General features: G+C 70.7%; 16 protein-coding genes. All 16 read left to right on the top strand.

The window, feature by feature from the left end; genetic code table 11:
* Positions 1-48 precede the first annotated feature (48 nt).
* Positions 49-1,818, top strand: coding sequence for a penicillin-binding protein 2 (locus tag EDF63_RS10560; protein ID WP_123312957.1), 1,770 nt, complete (start codon positions 49-51; stop codon positions 1,816-1,818).
* Positions 1,819-1,832: 14 nt separating this feature from the next.
* On the top strand, positions 1,833-3,470 hold the full coding sequence (locus EDF63_RS10555) for a Mur ligase family protein (RefSeq protein WP_123312956.1): 1,638 nt from the start codon (positions 1,833-1,835) through the stop codon (positions 3,468-3,470).
* Entirely contained in the window at positions 3,467-4,972 is a 1,506-nt protein-coding gene (gene murF / locus EDF63_RS10550) for a UDP-N-acetylmuramoyl-tripeptide--D-alanyl-D-alanine ligase (protein ID WP_123312955.1), read from the top strand. Before EDF63_RS10555 ends, murF begins: the two co-directional genes overlap by 4 nt.
* The gene (mraY, locus tag EDF63_RS10545) at positions 4,969-6,072 is read left to right on the top strand and encodes a phospho-N-acetylmuramoyl-pentapeptide-transferase (RefSeq protein WP_123312954.1); all 1,104 of its coding nucleotides are present in this window, start codon (positions 4,969-4,971) and stop codon (positions 6,070-6,072) included. Before murF ends, mraY begins: the two co-directional genes overlap by 4 nt.
* Positions 6,073-6,076: 4 nt before the next feature.
* Positions 6,077-7,606, top strand: coding sequence for a UDP-N-acetylmuramoyl-L-alanine--D-glutamate ligase (gene murD / locus EDF63_RS10540; protein ID WP_123312953.1), 1,530 nt, complete (start codon positions 6,077-6,079; stop codon positions 7,604-7,606).
* Complete coding sequence (gene ftsW / locus EDF63_RS10535; protein ID WP_123312952.1) at positions 7,575-8,834, top strand: putative lipid II flippase FtsW; 1,260 nt, start codon at positions 7,575-7,577, stop codon at positions 8,832-8,834. The genes murD and ftsW overlap by 32 nt, the downstream gene beginning before the upstream one ends.
* The gene (murG, locus tag EDF63_RS10530) at positions 8,831-9,946 is read left to right on the top strand and encodes an undecaprenyldiphospho-muramoylpentapeptide beta-N-acetylglucosaminyltransferase (protein WP_123312951.1); all 1,116 of its coding nucleotides are present in this window, start codon (positions 8,831-8,833) and stop codon (positions 9,944-9,946) included. The genes ftsW and murG overlap by 4 nt, the downstream gene beginning before the upstream one ends.
* On the top strand, positions 9,943-11,364 hold the full coding sequence (murC, locus tag EDF63_RS10525; RefSeq protein ID WP_123312950.1) for a UDP-N-acetylmuramate--L-alanine ligase: 1,422 nt from the start codon (positions 9,943-9,945) through the stop codon (positions 11,362-11,364). The genes murG and murC overlap by 4 nt, the downstream gene beginning before the upstream one ends.
* Before the next feature lie 89 nt (positions 11,365-11,453).
* Positions 11,454-12,659, top strand: coding sequence for an FtsQ-type POTRA domain-containing protein (locus EDF63_RS10520; protein WP_123312949.1), 1,206 nt, complete (start codon positions 11,454-11,456; stop codon positions 12,657-12,659).
* A 145-nt stretch (positions 12,660-12,804) separates the two neighbouring features.
* Complete coding sequence (ftsZ, locus tag EDF63_RS10515) at positions 12,805-13,965, top strand: cell division protein FtsZ (RefSeq protein WP_111085783.1); 1,161 nt, start codon at positions 12,805-12,807, stop codon at positions 13,963-13,965.
* Positions 13,966-13,972: 7 nt separating this feature from the next.
* Positions 13,973-14,695, top strand: a complete 723-nt coding sequence (locus EDF63_RS10510) for a YggS family pyridoxal phosphate-dependent enzyme (RefSeq protein ID WP_123312948.1) — start codon at positions 13,973-13,975, stop codon at positions 14,693-14,695.
* Positions 14,696-14,738: 43 nt separating this feature from the next.
* Positions 14,739-15,329, top strand: a complete 591-nt coding sequence (locus EDF63_RS10505) for a cell division protein SepF (protein WP_123312947.1) — start codon at positions 14,739-14,741, stop codon at positions 15,327-15,329.
* A 70-nt stretch (positions 15,330-15,399) separates the two neighbouring features.
* Positions 15,400-15,696 (top strand): YggT family protein, encoded by a 297-nt coding sequence (locus EDF63_RS10500; protein WP_111085780.1) that lies wholly within the window; start codon positions 15,400-15,402, stop codon positions 15,694-15,696.
* 208 nt (positions 15,697-15,904) lie between these two features.
* A complete protein-coding gene (locus EDF63_RS10495) occupies positions 15,905-16,591 on the top strand; it encodes a DivIVA domain-containing protein (protein ID WP_185021371.1) in 687 nt (228 codons plus the stop codon).
* A 2-nt stretch (positions 16,592-16,593) separates the two neighbouring features.
* The gene (gene lspA / locus EDF63_RS10490) at positions 16,594-17,283 is read left to right on the top strand and encodes a signal peptidase II (RefSeq protein WP_260233052.1); all 690 of its coding nucleotides are present in this window, start codon (positions 16,594-16,596) and stop codon (positions 17,281-17,283) included.
* Complete coding sequence (locus EDF63_RS10485; protein WP_123312945.1) at positions 17,280-18,209, top strand: RluA family pseudouridine synthase; 930 nt, start codon at positions 17,280-17,282, stop codon at positions 18,207-18,209. Before lspA ends, EDF63_RS10485 begins: the two co-directional genes overlap by 4 nt.
* Positions 18,210-18,489 lie beyond the last annotated feature (280 nt).

Genomic DNA, 18,489 nt, shown 5'->3' with positions numbered 1-18,489 from the left:
CTGCGGGTCTGCACCACCCTCAGCACCATCCGGGAAGGACCGCACCGCGTGACGAAGACGATCCGCAACCGCCGACTGCGCTACAGCATCGTGATGATCGCCGTGATCGCCCTGGTGGGCGTCTTCGTGGTCCGTCTCGTCGACATCCAGGTCGTGCAGGCCTCGGCCCTCAACGAGCAGTCCACCCAGAAGCGCAGCATCCCGGTGACCATCTACGGCACCCGCGGCTCGATCGTGGACCGCAACGGGACCGAACTCGCCGACAGCGTCACCCGGTACAACATCACCACCGCCCCGCGACTCGTCAAGAAGTTCACGGGCAAGCTCGGTGGGACACGGGTCAAGGACATCAGCGTGTCGACGGCGCTCACCGCCCTGGCGAAGGCCTCCGGCGGTGACGTCGCGACCATGCGCAAGAACATCGCCGCGAACCCGAAGTCGGACTTCGCCTACCTGGTCAAGGGCCTCGACGTGAAGCACTACGAGGCCGTGACCGACCTCGGCATCCCGTGGATCTACAAGGAGCAGCAGGCGTCGCGGGTCTACCCGACGGGTGCGACCACGGGCAACGTGACCGGCTTCATGGGTACCGACGGCGCGCAGGCCGGCCTGGAGTACGCGTACAACAAGTGCCTGGCCGGCACGAACGGCTCGGAGACCTACGAGCGCGGTGAGGACGGCGTCCAGCTGCCGGGCAGCACCGTGACGAAGAAACAGGCCAAGGACGGTGGCACGCTCGTCACGACGATCGACAGCGACCTGCAGTACATGGCGTTGCAGACCATCGCGTCCGCCGCGAAGACCCTGCAGGCGGAGTCCGCGACGGCCACGGTCACGAGCGTGAAGACGGGTGAGCTGCTCGCAGTCGCCGACTACCCGACGGTGGACCCGAACGACGTGGACGCCACCACCGACAAGGGAGCGTTCGGTTCTCGGGCCCTCACGGCGAGCTACGAGCCCGGATCGACGATCAAGGCCGCCATCGCTGCCGCCCTGATCGACCAGGGCAAGTCGAGTCCGACCGACCAGGCGGTCGTGCCCTACTCGCGCACGTTCCCCTGGGGTGGCACGATCCACGACTCGGAGTTCCACGAGACCGAGAACCTGACGCTGACGGGCATCCTGCAGAACTCGTCGAACGTCGGCATCACCGAGCTCGGCTCGCGGCTGACGGCTCAGCAGCGCTACGACTACATGCAGAAGTTCGGACTGTTCGAGCCGGAGTCGGCGATCGACTACCCGGGCCAGCCGTCGATGGACTACGGCTCGAGCCCGAACTGGGACCAGCAGACGAACATCAACTCGATGTTCGGCCAGGGCATCTCGACGACCGCGGTCCAGGTCGCCAGCGTGTTCCAGACCATCGCGAACGACGGTGTCCGGATCCCGCTGCACTTCGTCAAGGGGTGCACCACCTCGGACGGCACGACGATCGACGCGCCCGACGTGCAGAAGCAGCGCGTCGTGTCCGCCGCCGCCGCGACGCAGGTCACCGACATGCTCCAGAGCGTGGTCACGGGCGGCACGCTCGTGGGCATGAAGCCGATCTCGGGCTACAACATCGCCGCGAAGACCGGTACGGCCGAGGTGGCCGAGGGCTCGAAGGGCTACGGCGGTCAGCGCATCACCTCGGTGGCCGGAATGGCACCCGCCGAAGACCCCCAGTATGTTGTCACGGTGACGTTCACGAAGCCGCAGACCAACAAGTGGTCGAGCGGAGCGGCTCCGGCGTTCCGCACACTCATGTCCCAGGTGCTCGAGAAGTACCGAGTAGCCCCCTCCGCGTCCGAGGCGAAGCTCTACCCGTCCACGTGGTGAGGAAGAAGGAATACTTGTCCGCACGGATCCCCCCGGTCCTCCGGCCCGAACACCCCACCCCGAGGGCGGTCGCCGAACTCGCGAACGCGTTCGGCCTCCGCGTCGTCGGCTCGGTCGACGCCGTCGAGACGACCGGTGTCACGCTGAGTGCCGCCGAGGTGCAGCCGGGTGACGTCTTCGTCGGCGTGCACGGTGCGAACCGTCACGGCGCGGAGTTCTCCGCCGAGGCCGCCGAGCGCGGTGCCGTCGCAGTCCTGACCGACGACGCCGGTGTGGCGAGCGCGCAGGCCGCCGGTCTGCCGGTGCTCGTCGTGGACGACCCCCGTGCTGCCCTGGGCGACGTGTCGGCTTGGGTCTACCGCACCCACCCGGACGAGGCCACCGACCTGCCGCAGCTGTTCGCCGTCACCGGCACGAACGGCAAGACGAGCACGTCCTACATCCTCGAGGGGATCCTCAAGCAGCTCGGCCTGGTCACCGGCCTGAGCTCGACCGCCGAGCGCCACATCGGTGCGCTCAGCGTGACGAGCCGCCTCACCACGCCCGAGGCCAGCGAGATGCACGCGCTCCTCGCCCGGATGCGCGAGAGCGAGGTGCGCGCGGTCGCCGTCGAGGTGAGCGCACAGGCACTCAGCCGCCACCGGGTCGACGGCATCGTCTTCGACGTCGCGGCCTTCACGAACCTGTCGCACGACCACCTCGACGACTACGCCGACATGGAGGAGTACTACCAGGCGAAGCTCCCGCTGTTCCAGCCCGAGCACGCCCGTCGCGGCGTCGTCTCGCTGGACACCGACTGGGGCCACCGCGTGGTGCAGGACTCCCGCATCCCGGTCACGACGATCACGGTGCACCCGGACGTCGAGGCCGAGTGGCACGTCGACATCGTCGAGGCACACGCCGCCTACACCGAGTTCCGTCTCACCGGTCCCGAGGGTCGCGAGCTCACCACCCGTGTGCCCCTGATCGGCTGGCACATGGCCGCGAACGCCGCGCTGGCGATCGTCATGCTGGTCGAGGGCGGATTCGAGCTCGGTGCGATCGCGCACGCGCTCGAGACGAACCACCGCCGCTACCCCGACGAGGACGAGCGCGAGCAGCGCGGCGAACGGACGAGCGCGATCGAGTGCTACCTGCCCGGCCGGACCGAGCGCGTCTCGGGCGAGCACGGCCCGAGCGTCTACGTCGACTTCGGGCACAGCGCCGACGCCTTCGAGAACACCCTCGCCGCCGTGCGCCAGTTCACGCCGGGCAAGGTCCTCATGCTGTTCGGCGCGGACGGTGACCGTGACACCACGAAGCGCGGCGACATGGCCCGCGTCGCAGCGGCCGGCAGCGACATCCTCGTCGTCACCGACCACCACCCCCGCTTCGAGGACGCCGCATCGATCCGGAAGACCCTGGTCGACGCCGCGCGCGAGGCGTTCCCGGACCACGAGCTGCACGAGGTGAGCCCACCAGAAGCCGCCATCCGCCTGGCCGTCGGTCTGCTCGGCGAGGGCGACTCGATCCTCTGGGCTGGCCCTGGCCACCAGGACTACCGCGACATCGCCGGCGTCCGCACCCCCTACTCGGCACGCGACGAGGCCCGTCAGGCCCTGCGCGAAGCGGGTTGGGAACCGAACTCCGGTCCGGCCGAGGACCTCCGATGATCGCGCTCACCCTCGCCGAGATCGCCACCGCGGTCGGCGGCGAGCTGATCGGTGGCGCCCAGGCGACCGACGTCGCCGAGCCCGGCGACCTGGTGGTCGAGGGCTCGGTCGAGACCGACTCGCGCCTGGTCCGCCCCGGCAGCGTCTTCTTCGCCCTGCCCGGCGAGGTCACGGACGGGCGCCGCTTCGTGCCCGCCGCGACCGAGGCCGGCGCAGCGCTCGTCATCACGCCCGAACGGGTGGACACCACCGCGCCGCAGATCGTCGTCGCGGACGGCTACGCCGCCCTCGCCGCGCTCGCGCACGAGGTCGTCACCCGTGTCCGGATGGCCTCCGCCGACCGTGTCGACGCCGAGGGACGGCCGGCACCCTTGCGGGTCGTCGGCATCACCGGCTCGAACGGCAAGACGAGCACGAAGAACATGCTCCGGACGATCCTCGAGCAGCACGGCGAGACCGTCGCGCCCCAGGGGTCCTTCAACAACCACGTCGGGGCACCGATCTCGATGCTCCGGGTCACGTACGACACGCGGTTCCTGGTCGTCGAGATGGGGGCGAGCGGCGTCGGCCACATCGCCGCGCTCGTGCGCATCGCCGAGCCGGACGTCGGGGTCGTGCTCAAGGTGGGCCTCGCGCACGCCGGCGAGTTCGGCGGCATCGAGGCCACGCAGCGGGCGAAGTCCGAGATGGTCACCGACCTGCCCGCGTCCGCGACCGCGCTGCTCAACGTCGACGACGACCGGGTCGCGTCGATGCGCGAGCTGACGGCCGCGCAGGTGGTCGGCTTCGGCACGTCGGCGGATGCCGACTACCGCATCACCGGCATCGAGACGGACCGCAGCGGCACCCGCTTCACCCTCACCGCGCCTCCCGTCCCCGCAGGCGACCCGTCTGCAGACGGAGGCCGAACGGGAGGCCCGGATCACGTCGACGTGCGCCTCGCGATCCTGGGTGAGCACCACGCGATGAACGCGGCCGCCGCCCTGACGGTCGCCCACCGCTGGGGTGTCCCGCTCGCCGACGGCGCCGCGGCGCTCGCGTCGATGACGCGCGCCGAGCGCTGGCGCATGGAGCTGCTGCAGGGCGGCCCCGAGGGCGTCACCGTGATCAACGACGCCTACAACGCGTCACCGGACTCGACCGCAGCGGCGCTGCGGACCCTGGCGCAGATCGTGCGTCCGGGGGAGCGGACCGTCGCCGTGCTCGGCGAGATGGCCGAGCTGGGCGAGTTCTCGACCGAGGAGCACGACCGCATCGGTCGGCTCGTCGTCCGTCTCGGCATCGGTCAGCTCGTGGTCGTCGGCCGCGGCGCGATGCCCATCCACCAGGCCGCCACCCTCGAGGGATCGTGGGACGGCGAGTCGGTGTTCATCGAGGACGTCGACGACGCCGTCCGGTCACTCCAGGACATGCTCCGCCCCGGCGACGTGGTCCTGGTCAAGTCCTCGAAGTCGGCGGAACTGCGATTCCTCGGCGACCGCCTCGGAGGTGTCACCGAATGATCGCGCTCCTCATCGCCGGCGCTGTGTCGCTGGTGTTCACGTTGCTGCTCACCCCGTTCTTCATCAAGCTGTTCCACCGTCTCGGGTGGGGTCAGTTCATCCGTGACGACGGCCCGCAGTCGCACCACACGAAGCGCGGCACCGCGACGATGGGCGGCATCGTCCTCATCATCGGTGCGGTGATCGGGTACTTCGTCGGGCACCTGGTCGGGGGCGACTCGATCACGCTGTCCGGCCTGCTCGTGCTCTTCCTCATGGTCGGCCTGGGCTTCGTCGGGTTCATCGACGACTTCCTGAAGGTCCGGCGCCAGCGGAGCCTCGGGCTCGGCGGCTGGGCGAAGGTCCTCGGTCAGGTCATCGTCGGGGTCATCTTCGCCACGGTCGCCCTGGTGGTGCCGACGTCGAACGGCAAGCCCCCGGCGTCGACCATGATCTCGGCGGTCCGGGACATCCCGTGGCTCGACTTCATGGCGCTCGGTACCGTCATCGGCACCGTGCTGTTCCTCGCCTGGATCGTCCTGCTGACGGTGTCCACGTCGAACGGCGTGAACGTGGCCGACGGTCTCGACGGTCTCGCGACCGGTTCGAGCATCCTGGCGATCGGCTCGTACGTGATCATCGGCTTCTGGCAGTCGAACCAGATCTGCGGCGGTGCCCGGCTCGACGCGAGCACCGAGCACGCCTGCTACACCGTGAGCAACCCGCTCGACCTGGCGGTCGTCGCAGCCGCGGTCTGCGGTGGGCTCATCGGCTTCCTCTGGTACAACACGTCGCCCGCGCAGATCTTCCTCGGCGACACCGGTTCGCTCGGCCTCGGTGGTGCGCTGGCGGGTCTCGCGATCCTCAGCCGCACCGAGCTGCTGCTCATCCTGATCGGCGGCCTGTTCTTCATCGTCACCGGCTCGGTCATCCTGCAGCGGGCGTACTTCAAGATCACCCACGGCAAGCGGATCTTCCGGATGAGTCCGCTGCACCACCACTTCGAACTGAAGGGGTGGGCCGAGGTGACGGTCGTCGTCCGGTTCTGGATCATCGCGGGGCTCTTCGTCGCCGCGGGGGTCGGCCTCTTCTACCTCGAATGGATCGCACGCGTTGGTTGACCCGGTGTCCTCGTCCTCCCGCCTCCAGTCCCTCGACAGCTGGTACGCCGAGGGGTGGAAGGGCCTGAACGTCGCCGTCCTCGGCCTCGGCGCGACCGGCTTCTCGGTCGCCGACACCCTGGTCGAGCTCGGCAGCGCGGTCACGGTGTACTCGACCGACGCGCCGTCGGACAGCGTCGAGCTGCTCGACGTCATCGGGGCCCGCTTCGTGCAGACCCCGCTCGACGCCGTCCCGGCCGCGCTGCAGGAGCAGGCGCCCGACGTCGTCATCGTGTCGCCCGGCCTGCCGCCGCACAACGCGACCGTGCAGTGGTCCGTCCGGAACAGCACCGTCTGGGGCGACATCGAGCTCGCCTGGCGCGTGCGCGACAAGGTCGTGCGCGGCCCGGTCGCCGCGCCGTGGATCACGATCACGGGCACCAACGGCAAGACCACCACCACGCAGCTCACGACCGCGATGTACGAGGCCGGCGGCCTGCGTGCCGTGGCCTGCGGCAACATCGGTGTGCCGGTGCTCGACGTCGTGCGCGACCCGGACGGCTACGACGTGCTCGTGGTCGAGCTCTCGAGCCACCAGCTGCACTACATGGCGACCTCGGGGGACGGTGCGGTCGTGCCGCTCGCGAGCGCCTGCCTGAACATCGCCGACGACCACCTCGAGTGGCACGGCTCCGCCGCGGCCTACCGTGCCGCGAAGGCCAAGGTCTACGAGCGCACCGTGATGGCGTGCGTCTACAACACCGCCGACGACGTCACGCGCGACATGGTCCAGGAGGCCGACGTGGTCGAGGGCTGCCGTGCCGTCGGTTTCACGCCCGGGGTGCCCGCGCCCGGTGACGTCGGCATCGTCGAGGACGTCCTCTGTGACCGTGCCTTCACCGAGGACCGTCGGAACAGCGCGCTCGAACTCTCGACCGTCGCCGACCTCGAGGCTGCCGGGCTCGCCAGCCCGCACATGACCATGAACGTCCTCGCCGCCGCTGCCCTGGCCCGTGCCGGCACCGTCCAGCCGAGTGCCATCCAGTCGGCCGTCCGGGCGTTCCGCGCCGACCACCACCGCACCGAGCTCGTGGCCCAGGCGGACGGCATCGCGTGGGTCGACGACTCCAAGGCCACGAACCCGCACGCCGCCACCGCGTCACTGGCGTCGTTCGACACGGTCGTGTGGATCGTCGGCGGGCTGTTCAAGGGGGTCGACGTCGACGGCTTGGTCGAGCGCTTCGGCCCGGGTGTCCGCGCCGTCGTGGTGATCGGCACCGACCGGACCCCCGTCCTGGAGGCATTCGCGCGACACGCGTCCGGGGTGCCGGTGCTCCAGGTGGAGACGACGGACACTGATCAGGTCATGCCCGAGGCGGTCCGGCATGCCGCATCGGTCGCGAGACCGGGCGACACGGTCCTCCTCGCCCCGGCGGCTGCGTCGTTCGACCAGTTCGGCTCCTACGCCGACCGGGGGCGTCGTTTCGCGGCGGCGGTCCACGAGCACCTGGGAGGCAACGCCGATGGCGACGACGGATCTTCCGAACAGTCGTAGCACGACGGCGACGGGCACCCCGCGTCGCACGAACGGCGCACTCGTCGCCGTCAAGAACGTCTTCGTCGCCGAGTCGAGCACCTTCTACACGATCCTCGGCGTCACGCTGTTCCTGGTCGTCTTCGGCGTCGTGATGGTCCTGTCGTCGTCGAGCGTCGAGCAGTACGCCGCGACGCACGACTTCTTCGGTGCGGCGTCCCGCCAGGGGCTCTACGCGGTCCTCGGCGTCCCGCTCATGCTCGTCGCGAGTCGTGTCCCGACGCGGCTGTGGCGGAAGTGGGCGATGCGCCTGCTCGGCGCCGCGCTCGCCCTGCAGCTCCTCGTCTACACACCGCTCGGCATCGACGTCCAGGGCAACCGGAACTGGATCGGCATCGGCTCGTTCACCGCGCAGCCGTCCGAGGTCGTCAAGCTCGGTCTGGTGCTCGGCATCGGCGCGATCATGTACGTCAAGCGCGACAAGCTCGACGACTGGAAAGAGGTGTTCATCCCGATCGGGATCGCCTCGCTCCTGTCGCTCGGCCTCGTGATCCTCGGTGGCGACCAGGGCACCGCGATGATCATGCTCATCCTGGTCCTCGGTGCGCTGTACGTCGGTGGCGCCCGGGCCCGGCACCTGCTGGTCGGCCTGGCGGCGATGGCGGTCATGCTGCCGTTCGTGACGATGGCCTCGTCGTCCCGTCAGGTGCGCATCAGCGCGTGGCTGTCCGGCTGCACCGACTCCAACCAGTACGCCGACCTGTGCTGGCAGCCCGTGCACGGCATGTGGGCGCTGGCGTCCGGTGGCGTGTTCGGTGTCGGGCTCGGCAACTCCAAGGCGAAGTGGTCGTGGCTGCCCGAGGCGGACAACGACTACATCTTCGCGATCATCGGCGAGGAGCTCGGGCTGATCGGCGCCGTCGTCGTGCTCGCGCTGTTCGTCGTGCTCGCCGTCGGCATGATCAAGATCATCCGGCAGTCCCGCGACCCGTTCGTGAAGACCGTCACGGGCGGCATCCTCGCGTGGATCATCGGCCAGGCGCTGGTGAACATCGCCGTGGTCCTCGGCCTGCTCCCGGTCCTCGGCGTCCCACTGCCGCTGATCTCGGCCGGCGGGTCCGCGCTCATCATGACCCTGGTGGCGATCGGCGTCGTGCTGTCGTTCGCCCGTGACCTGCCCGGCAAGAACGACCCGCGCACCACGAACCCGCCCCTCGACAGCACCACCACGAACGGACGACTCCGGTGAGCAAGTACCTCTTCGCCGGCGGTGGCACCGCCGGACACGTCAACCCGCTGCTCGCGGTCGCCGACCGCCTGACCGAGCGCGAGCCGGACGCCGAGGTGCTCGTCCTGGGCACCGCCGAGGGTCTCGAGTCCCGCCTGGTGCCGATGCGCGGCTACGAGCTCCTCACGATCCCGCGTCTCCCGTTCCCCCGGAAGCTGGGCGGCGCGGCCCTGCGCTTCCCGCAGCGGTTCGCAGCGGCCGTCAAGCGGACCGAGCAGATCATCCGGGAGCGCGAGGTCGAGGTCGTCCTCGGCGTCGGCGGCTACGCGGCGGCACCGGCGTACATCGCTGCCCGGCGCACCGGCACCCCGATCGTCGTGCACGAGCAGAACGCGAAGCCCGGGCTGGCCAACCGCCTCGCCGCGTTCCTCACCGACCACGTCGGCCTGACCTTCTCGAACACCCGACTGCGGCACGGCCGGGTCGTTGGCATGCCGCTCCGGCGTGAGATCGAGTCGCTCGACCGTCGTGCGAGCCGGCCTGCGGCCCTCGCGGAGTTCGGGCTCGACCCGTCCCACCCCGTGCTGCTCGTCACGGGAGGCTCGTCGGGCGCCCGCAGCATCAACCGCACGATCAACGCGTCCGCGGCGACGATCGTGGGTGCCGGTTGGCAGATCCTGCACGTCGTCGGTGCGGCGTCCGACATCGGTCCGAGCGACCTCGACGGCTACCACGTGCTGGCGTACTGCGACCGGATGGACCTGGCGTACGCGGCGAGTGACTTCGTCGTGTCGCGCTCCGGCGCGGGCATGGTCTGCGAGCTCACCGCGGTCGGGCTGCCGAGCGTGCTCGTGCCGTACCCTGTCGGCAACGGCGAGCAGCGCCACAACGCGAAGGACGTCGTCGACGCCGGGGGAGCGGTGCTCGTGGCGGACGGGGAGATCGACCAGGACTGGGTGACGTTCCAGCTCCTGACGATCCTGCAGGACCGGTCCCGCATCGCGGACATGACGGTCCGGGCGGGCAGCGTCGGGCACCGCGACGGCGCCGACCGGATGACCGACCTCGTCCTCGACGCCGCGAGGCACGCGCAGCACGGCACCGGCGCAGCCAGCACCACGGAGGAACCATGACCATCAAGCCCGACCTGACGCAGCCGATCCCGGACGACCTCGGCACCGTGCACTTCGTCGGCATCGGCGGCGCCGGCATGAGCGGCATCGCCCGGATGTTCCTGGCCGCCGGCCACCGCGTCACCGGCAGCGACTCCCGTGAGACCGAGACGACGGGCATCATGCGCGACCTCGGTGCCGCGGTGCACATCGGCCACGACGCCGCGAACGTCGGCGACGCGGACACCATCGTCGTCACGAGCGCGCTGTGGCCGGACAACCCCGAACTGCTCGAGGCGCAGCGCCGCGCTCTGCCGGTGCTGCACCGGTCGCAGGCCCTGGCCGCCCTGATCGCCGAGCACCGCCTCGTGGCGGTCGCCGGTGCCCACGGCAAGACCACCTCGACCGGCATGATCGTCACCGCGATGGTCGAGCTCGGCCTCGACCCGAGCTTCGTCAACGGCGGCGTCATCCAGTCGCTCGGGACGAGCTCGGCGCCGGGCACGAGCGACCTGTTCGTGGTCGAGGCCGACGAGTCCGACGGCTCGTTCCTGCTCTACGACGTCGCCGTGGCCCTCATCACGAACGTCGACGCCGACCACCTCGACCACTACGGCAGCGAGGAAGCGTTCACCGAGGCGTTCGTCGAGTTCGCCGCGAAGGCGAGCGAGCGCATCGTCATCTCGAGCGACGACGCCGGTGCCAAGACCGTCACGGCCGGCATCCGGCAGCGCGCCGACGCCCCCGAGGTCGTCACCTTCGGCGAGGCCGTCGACGCCGACGTGCGCATCGAGCGGATCATCGAGTCGGCGGGCGTCGAGGTCGAGTTCCGTTCCGGCGGCGAAGCGCACCACCTGACGCTGCGCGTGCCGGGCCGACACAACGCGATCAACGCCGTCGGCGCCTTCGCGGTCCTGACCGGCCTGGGCGTCAGCGCCGCGGACGCGATCCGCGGGCTCGAGGCCTTCGGCGGCACCCAGCGCCGCTTCGAACTGCACGGCGTCGAGCGCGGGGTGTCCGTCTACGACGACTACGCGCACCACCCGACCGAGGTCGCGGCAGCACTGAAGGCCGCCCGCAACGTCGTCGGCGACGGCCGCATCATCGCCATCCACCAGCCGCACCTGTACTCCCGCACCCGCCTGATGGCCGGTGACTTCGCCAGGGTCTACGAGGAACTCGCCGACCACACCGTCGTCCTCGACGTCTACGGCGCGCGCGAGGACCCGGAGCCCGGCGTGACCGGCGCCCTGGTGCAGGAGCGCTTCGCCGACCAGTCCCGCGTGGAGTTCCTGCCCGACTGGGACGAGGCCGCCGCCCGTGCCGCCGCGGTCGCCCGTGACGGCGACATCATCATGACGCTCAGCTGCGGTGACGTGTACCGGATCATCCCGCAGGTGCTCGGTGCCCTCCACGTCGACGGCGCGCTGACGCGGTGAAGCGACCAGAGGGGTTCGACGAAGGGGACGTCCGCAGGGACGTCCCGGCTGAAGGCGCCGACGCGCCCCGGCAGCGTCGTGGTCCCTCGATGCCGCGGCTCCCGTTCCGTGGGCGCCCCGCGGACGACCGGGAGGCCCGTCCCGCGTCCGCCGACGAGGCAACGGTCGTCGAGACGGCCGAGCCCACCCCCGACACGACCGCCGGCACCGACGCGTCCGGTTCGTCCCGCGACCGCGTCGGCACCCTCGCGGGCGCGGCCGGCCGCCGCGTCGGCGCCGGCTTCGGGGCCGTCGCCGACCGCCTGCGCGAGTACACACCGGACGAGGACCACCGCGATTCGCGCCCCGACGCGGGCAACGCGCCCCGAGGAGACGGGGCGCGACGACCGTCCGGGGGCGCGGCGGGCAGTGCACGCGACCAGGACGCGACCGTGACGGACGTGCTCGACGCGGGCAGTGCCTCCCGGCCGGTCCACCACGACGACGCACCGATCGGTGCCGGCGTCCGTGCGGCCGAGACCGCACGCGAGGCGCGCGTCGCGAAGCGCCGACGCCGCCTGCTCGAGCGGGCAGAGGTCCGTCGCTTCACCCGCCGCAGCCGCCACCGCCGCGCTGCCTGGATCACCGCGGCCGGCATCGTGCTCGTGCTCGGCGTCTCGATCCTGGTGGCGGTCTTCTCGCCGCTGATGGCGCTGCAGACGATCGAGGTGAAGGGCACGAACCGCGTCGACGAGACCGCGTTGCGACAGGCGCTGTCCGACCAGGTCGGCACGCCGCTCGCGCGACTCGACTTCGACGCGATCAAGCAGGACATCGCCGGCTTCCCGCTCATCGAGAGCTACGTGACGGAAGAGGCGCCGCCGCACACCCTGGTCGTGACGGTCACCGAGCGCACGCCCGTCGTGGCCGTGAAGTCCGGCAGCTCGTTCGACCTCGTCGACCCGGCCGGCATCGTCGTGCAGTCGTCGCCGAAGCGTCCGGCCACGATGCCGCTCGCCGACATCGCCCGCGCGCGCCTCGGATCCTCGAGCTTCCGCACCATGACCGAGGTCGTGCTGGCGCTGCCCTCGACGGTGCGGTCGCAGGTCACGCGGGTCGCCGGGTCCACCGCCGACGACGTGACCCTGACCCTCAAGGACGGCTCCACCGTCGTGTGGGGGAGCCCCGACGACTCCGACACGAAGGCCGCGCTGCTCGCCGCGCTGGTGAAGGACCACGCGGCGCGGAACCCGGGCGTCGTCGTCGAGTACGACGTGTCGGCACCGGACAACGGCGTGATCCGCGCGAAGGACTGAATTGCCGACCTGATCGGCGACACGCGGCGTGGCGGGGCGACAGTGCGCGGAACCCACCCGTAGCGTCGAAGCCAGCACCACATCTACCAGCATTGCCCCTGAACTTCAAGTAGAGGTTGAGGGTTCAACCGGAGGCCTGACTGACGTGACCACGAACCACAACTACCTCGCCGTCATCAAGGTCGTCGGTGTCGGCGGCGGCGGCGTCAACGCCGTCAACCGGATGATCGAACTCGGCCTCCGTGGCGTCGAGTTCATCGCGATCAACACCGACGCCCAGGCGCTGCTGCTCAGCGACGCCGACGTCAAGCTCGACGTCGGCCGCGAGATCACCCGCGGTCTCGGCGCCGGCGCGGACCCCGAGGTCGGCCGTCGTGCCGCCGAGGACCACGCCGAAGAGATCGAAGAGGCCCTCGCGGGTGCCGACATGGTCTTCGTCACCGCCGGTGAAGGCGGTGGGACCGGCACGGGTGGTGCGCCCGTCGTCGCCCGCATCGCCAAGTCCATCGGCGCGCTCACCATCGGCGTCGTCACGAAGCCGTTCAGCTTCGAGGGCAAGCGTCGTCAGTCGCAGGCCGAGAACGGCGTCGCCGGGCTCAAGGACGAGGTCGACACGCTCATCGTCGTGCCGAACGACCGCCTGCTCGAGATCAGCGACCGCGGCATCTCGATGGTCGAGGCCTTCGCCACCGCCGACCAGGTGCTCCTCGCCGGCGTGCAGGGCATCACCGACCTCATCACCACCCCGGGCCTCATCAACCTCGACTTCGCCGACGTCAAGTCCGTCATGCAGGGTGCGGGTTCCGCGCTCATGGGCATCGGTTCGTCGCGGGGTGCCGACCGCGCCATCAAGGCCGCGGAGCTCGCCGTGGCGTCGCCGCTGCTCGAGGCCTCGATCGACGGTGCGCACGGCGTGCTGCTCTCGATCCAGGGTGGCTCGAACCTCGGCATCTTCGAGATCAACGACGCCGCCCGTCTGGTGCAGGAAGCCGTGCACCCCGAGGCGAACATCATCTTCGGTGCGGTCATCGACGACACCCTCGGCGACGAGGTCCGCGTGACCGTCATCGCCGCGGGCTTCGACGGCGGCGAGCCGGCGCAGCAGCAGAAGGAGCGTCGCTCGAGCTACGTCGACCCCGAGTCGAGCGCGACGGCCCCCGTCGCCGCGTCGACCGGTGCGATCGAGGACTCCAGCACCTCGAGCCCGTCCTGGGCCTCGCAGGAGCACCAGCCGCCGGTGCAGCGCGCCGCCGACCCGGCGTTCGACGACGACGACGAGCTCGACGTCCCCGACTTCCTGAAGTAACCGTTCCATGGCAGGTGATCCGCGCCTCCCGTCCTCGTCACCAGACGACGGACTGGAGGCGCGTGTTGCGTCCGTCCGGACCGGCATCACCGACGCGGCGCGCGCCGCAGGGCGCTCGGCGGACGACCTCACCCTCATCGTCGTCACGAAGTACCACCCGGCATCCCTCGTCCGGGCCCTCGCGTCGCTCGGGGTCACCGACGTGGGGGAGAACCGCCACCAGGAGGCCCAGTCCAAGGCCGCCGAGCTCGACGACCTCGGACTGACCTGGCACTTCGTCGGGCAGCTGCAGTCGAAGAAGGCCCGGCAGGTCCGGCGCTACGCGCACGTCGTGCAGTCGCTCGACCGCACCTCGGTGGTGGACGCCTTCGCGCCGACCGAGGTCGAACCGGAGCCGCCGGTCATCGACGGCTTCGTGCAGGTCAACCTGACCGACGACCCCGGCCGCGGCGGCGTGCAACCGGACGACGTCGAGGCGATGGCCACACGCGTGCTCGAGACCGGCACGATCCGGCTGCGGGGCGTGATGGCGGTCGCGCCCCTCGACGAGGAGCCCCGCGCGGCCTTCGCACGACTCCGGACGATCTCCGAGCGGGTCGTGGCACTCGCACCCGGCGCCACCGACATCTCGGCCGGCATGAGTGGCGACTACGCCGACGCCGTGCTCGAGGGCGCGACACACCTGCGGATCGGCACCGCAATCACGGGAAATCGACCGGCGGCACCCTAGCCTCGTTGCAGGGCATCCACGTGCACCAACCTCCGGAGGAACCATGGCCAACCCGCTGAAGAAGACGATGGTCTACCTCGGCCTCGCCGACGAGGAACTCGACTACGAGGACGAGCAGCCGCAGCAGGCTGCCCCCGCGCGGCAGCAGGCCCCGGAGGCGAAGGCAGCCGCGCCACAGGAGTCGGCCGCCCCGGCGGACGCTCCCGCCGCCGCGGCTCCGGCCGCGGCTCCGGCCGCGGCACCGGCCGCCGCTCCGGCGCCCAAGACGCACACCCACCAGCGCGGCGCCCAGGTCACTCCGCTCCGCCGCTCGCACACGACCGCACAGAAGGCGACCCCGGTCCAGGAAATGAACGAGATCCTCACCGTCCACCCGCGCGAGTACAAGGACGCCCAGTCCATCGCCGAGAGCTTCCGCGACGGCATCCCCGTCATCATCAACCTCTCGCAGATGACCGAGAACGACGCCCGTCGCATGATCGACTTCGCGTCCGGACTGTCGCTCGGCCTGTACGGCAAGATCGAGCGCGTTACGAACAAGGTCTTCCTCCTGTCGCCCGCACACGTCGCAGTGAGCGGTGAGCCGGCTGAGGTAGAGTCCGACATCGAAGCGAACTTCTTCGCCCAGTCCTGAGCCGCCCGCGGCCACCCGCCCGTGAGCGTCGTCGCATGACGCCGCTCGCCCGAGACGAGCGAGCCCCATCGTGTCCGTGATCCTAGGGATCATCTCCCTCGCCCTCCTGCTGTACTTCTTCGTGATGTGGGGGCGGTTCGCGCTCGACCTCGTGCAGAACTTCAACCGGTCCTGGCGACCGCGCGGTGGACTGCTCGTGGTCTCCGAGTTCGTCTACACGATCACCGACCCGCCGATCCGCGCGGTCCGGCGGGTCCTGCCGCCGCTCCGCATGGGGCCGGTCGCACTCGACTTCGGCTGGACGATCGTCATGCTCGTCGTGATCATCGCCCGGGTCGTCGTCAACGGCATCGCCGTCGCGGTCTGACCCGATCCAGGTCCTTCCCGGGCCGATCCCGACCCGCGACACGCGCCACGCCGACAGCGCGGTCATCGTTCCGGTCCGTCGTCGGTGTACGGTGGTCGGGATCGATGCTCGCCTCCGGCGCGGCATCCGCACCACAGGGCGCGACTGGTAGATTCGGTCGCGACGCAAGTGGTTCCACACGTTCAGCAGTTCTATTGAGGTGACGGCAATGGCTTTGACGCCGGAAGACGTAGTCAACAAGCGGTTCCAGCCGACGAAGTTCCGCGAGGGCTACGACCAGGACGAGGTCGACGACTTCCTCGACGAGGTCGTGGTCGAGCTGCGCCGCCTGACCGCGGAGAACGACGAGCTCCGCCAGCGCCTGCAGGCGGCCGAGTCCGCTCCGCAGTCGGCGCAGACCGAGCAGCCCGCTCCGGCGGCCGAGCCCGAGCCGGAGCCCGTGCCGACCCCGGTCGAGGCGGCTCCCGAGCCCGCTCCGGTCGCAGCGGCCGCCCCGGCGACCACGGTCCCGGCGGACGAGGACACCGAGGGCACCACGAACCTCCTGACGCTCGCGCGCCGTCTCCACGAGGAGCACGTCCGCGAAGGCATCGAGAAGCGCGACGCGCTCATCGCCGAGGGCACCGCCCAGGCAGCGCGTCTGGTCTCCGAGGCCGAGGCGAAGCAGCGCCAGATCATCGCCGACACCGAGAACACGAACCGTCAGCGTGTCCAGGTGCTCGAGCAGGAGCAGCGCCAGCTCGAGGGCAAGATCGACGAGCTCCGGACGTTCGAGCGCGACTACCGCGCCCAGCTCAAGAGCTACATCCAGGGGCAGCTCTCCGAGCTCGACTCCTCGAACGAGCAGTCCGGTCTCACCCCGGCGCCGGCATCGGCGCAGGGCTTCGGCAACTGACGTTGTCGCGACCAGCAACACGAGCGAAGGTCAGTGTCCGCGCTATCGCGGCACTGGCCTTCGCCGCTGTCGTGGTGGTGGCGTTCGACCAGGTCGCCAAGGCGCTGGTCGTCGCGAACCTGCCCTACGGCACCCCCGTCCCGGTCCTGGGCGGGGCGCTCCAGTTCCTGTACGTCCGGAACCCCGGGGCGGCGTTCTCCTTCGCGGTGAACATGACGTGGGTGTTCTCGGTCATCTCGGCCGCGGTCGTCGTCGCGATCATCATCTACTCGCGGCGGATCCGCTCGATGTGGTGGGCCGTCGTGCTCGGCATGCTGCTGGGCGGCGCGCTCGGCAACCTGATCGACCGACTCTTCCGTGAACCCGGCTTCGGCCGAGGCCACGTGGTCGACTTCATCTCCACCCCGTGGATGATGCCGGCGATCTACAACGTCGCCGACTCGTTCATCTGCATCAGCATGGTGGTCTTCGTGCTGCTGGTGATCCTCGGCGTGAACCTCGACGGGTCACGCACGGTCTCGGCCAAGCGCGCAGCACAGGCGGACACGACGGAGCCGCTCGACGGCGGGGCCGCGTTCTCGGTCCCCGCAGCGGACGCGGGATCGCCCGCAGCCGACGTGGCGGAGCCGGAGCGGGCCTCCCGTCCGGACCACCGCGACCGTCGCGACACGCTGGGGCACGACGCCACGTGACCGAGTCGCGTTCCCTCCCCGTCCCCGACGGGCTCGCCGGCGAGCGTGTCGACGCCGCCATCGCGAAGCTCCTCGGCTTCAGCAGGTCGTTCGCGGCCGACGTCGTCGCCGCCGGCGGGGTCCGGGTCGACGGCGTCCCAGTCGACAAGTCGGACCGCCTGCACGCGGACTCGTGGCTCGAGGTCGAGTGGTCCCCGAAGGAGCCGCCACGCATCGTGCCGGCGGTCGTGCCGGGGATGACGATCGTGCACGACGACGAGGACATCGTCGTCGTCGACAAGCCCGTCGGCGTCGCCGCACACCCCTCGCCAGGTTGGGACGGTCCGACCGTGCCCGGGGGTCTGGCGGCCGCCGGCTTCACGATCGCGACCTCGGGTGCCGCGGAGCGCGCGGGCATCGTGCACCGCCTCGACGTCGGCACGTCCGGGCTCATGGTCGTCGCGAAGACCGAGCTCGCCTACACGCACCTCAAGCGTGCCTTCAAGGAGCGCACGGTCGAGAAGGTCTACCACGCGCTCGCGCAGGGGCACCCCGACCCGACCTCCGGCACCGTCGACGCCCCCATCGGGCGGCACCCGTCGAGCGACTGGAAGTTCGCGGTCACCGCCGACGGCAAGCCGAGCGTCACCCACTACGAGACGCTCGAGGCGTTCCGCTCGGCGACCCTGCTCGAGGTGCACCTGGAGACCGGGCGCACCCACCAGATCCGCGTGCACATGGCGGCGACGCGCCACCCGCTGGTCGGCGACACGATGTACGGCGCGGACCCGGCGCTCGCGCAGGAGCTCGGGCTGACGCGCCAGTGGCTCGACGCCGTGCGCCTCGGGTTCGACCACCCGCGCACCGGTGAGTGGGTGTCGTTCCGGGCGGAGTACCCGGACGACCTGCGCCTCGCGCTCGACCGGATCCGCGCCGCCTCGTCCTGACGCGGGCGCGCGCCGGCCCCGCTCGGTCGCGTCGTCCGTCCGTGTCGTGTCGCCGCGTGGTCCGTCGAGGTTCCGAAATCTCGGTATGTCGGCGCGCTCGGCACCGGTTCGTGGAACCTCGGCGATGCGCGGGCGGCATGTCGTGGAACCTCAACGGGGGCGCCACGGGCGTGTCGCGCGCGGGCTCCGGCCGGGAGGCCCGTCTCGGCCCCGCCCCGTGCCTCCCGCCCGCCACGCGCGGACTCCACCGCCGAGGGGCCACGATCTGCACACCTCGCGC

The organism is Curtobacterium sp. JUb34 (genome assembly GCF_003755065.1).
Classification (GTDB): Bacteria; Actinomycetota; Actinomycetes; order Actinomycetales; family Microbacteriaceae; genus Curtobacterium.
This window is presented reverse-complemented; position numbering and strand designations above follow the sequence as displayed.

Bases quoted from the DNA above. Each gene is read 5' to 3' on its own strand.
- EDF63_RS10495 (WP_185021371.1), top strand. From the start codon at position 15,905: ATGGCTTTGACGCCGGAAGACGTAGTCAACAAGCGGTTCCAGCCGACG.
- mraY (WP_123312954.1), top strand. From the start codon at position 4,969: ATGATCGCGCTCCTCATCGCCGGCGCTGTGTCGCTGGTGTTCACGTTG.
- murC (WP_123312950.1), top strand. From the start codon at position 9,943: ATGACCATCAAGCCCGACCTGACGCAGCCGATCCCGGACGACCTCGGC.
- EDF63_RS10510 (WP_123312948.1), top strand. From the start codon at position 13,973: ATGGCAGGTGATCCGCGCCTCCCGTCCTCGTCACCAGACGACGGACTG.
- EDF63_RS10520 (WP_123312949.1), top strand. From the start codon at position 11,454: ATGCCGCGGCTCCCGTTCCGTGGGCGCCCCGCGGACGACCGGGAGGCC.
- murF (WP_123312955.1), top strand. From the start codon at position 3,467: ATGATCGCGCTCACCCTCGCCGAGATCGCCACCGCGGTCGGCGGCGAG.
- EDF63_RS10505 (WP_123312947.1), top strand. From the start codon at position 14,739: ATGGCCAACCCGCTGAAGAAGACGATGGTCTACCTCGGCCTCGCCGAC.
- ftsW (WP_123312952.1), top strand. From the start codon at position 7,575: ATGGCGACGACGGATCTTCCGAACAGTCGTAGCACGACGGCGACGGGC.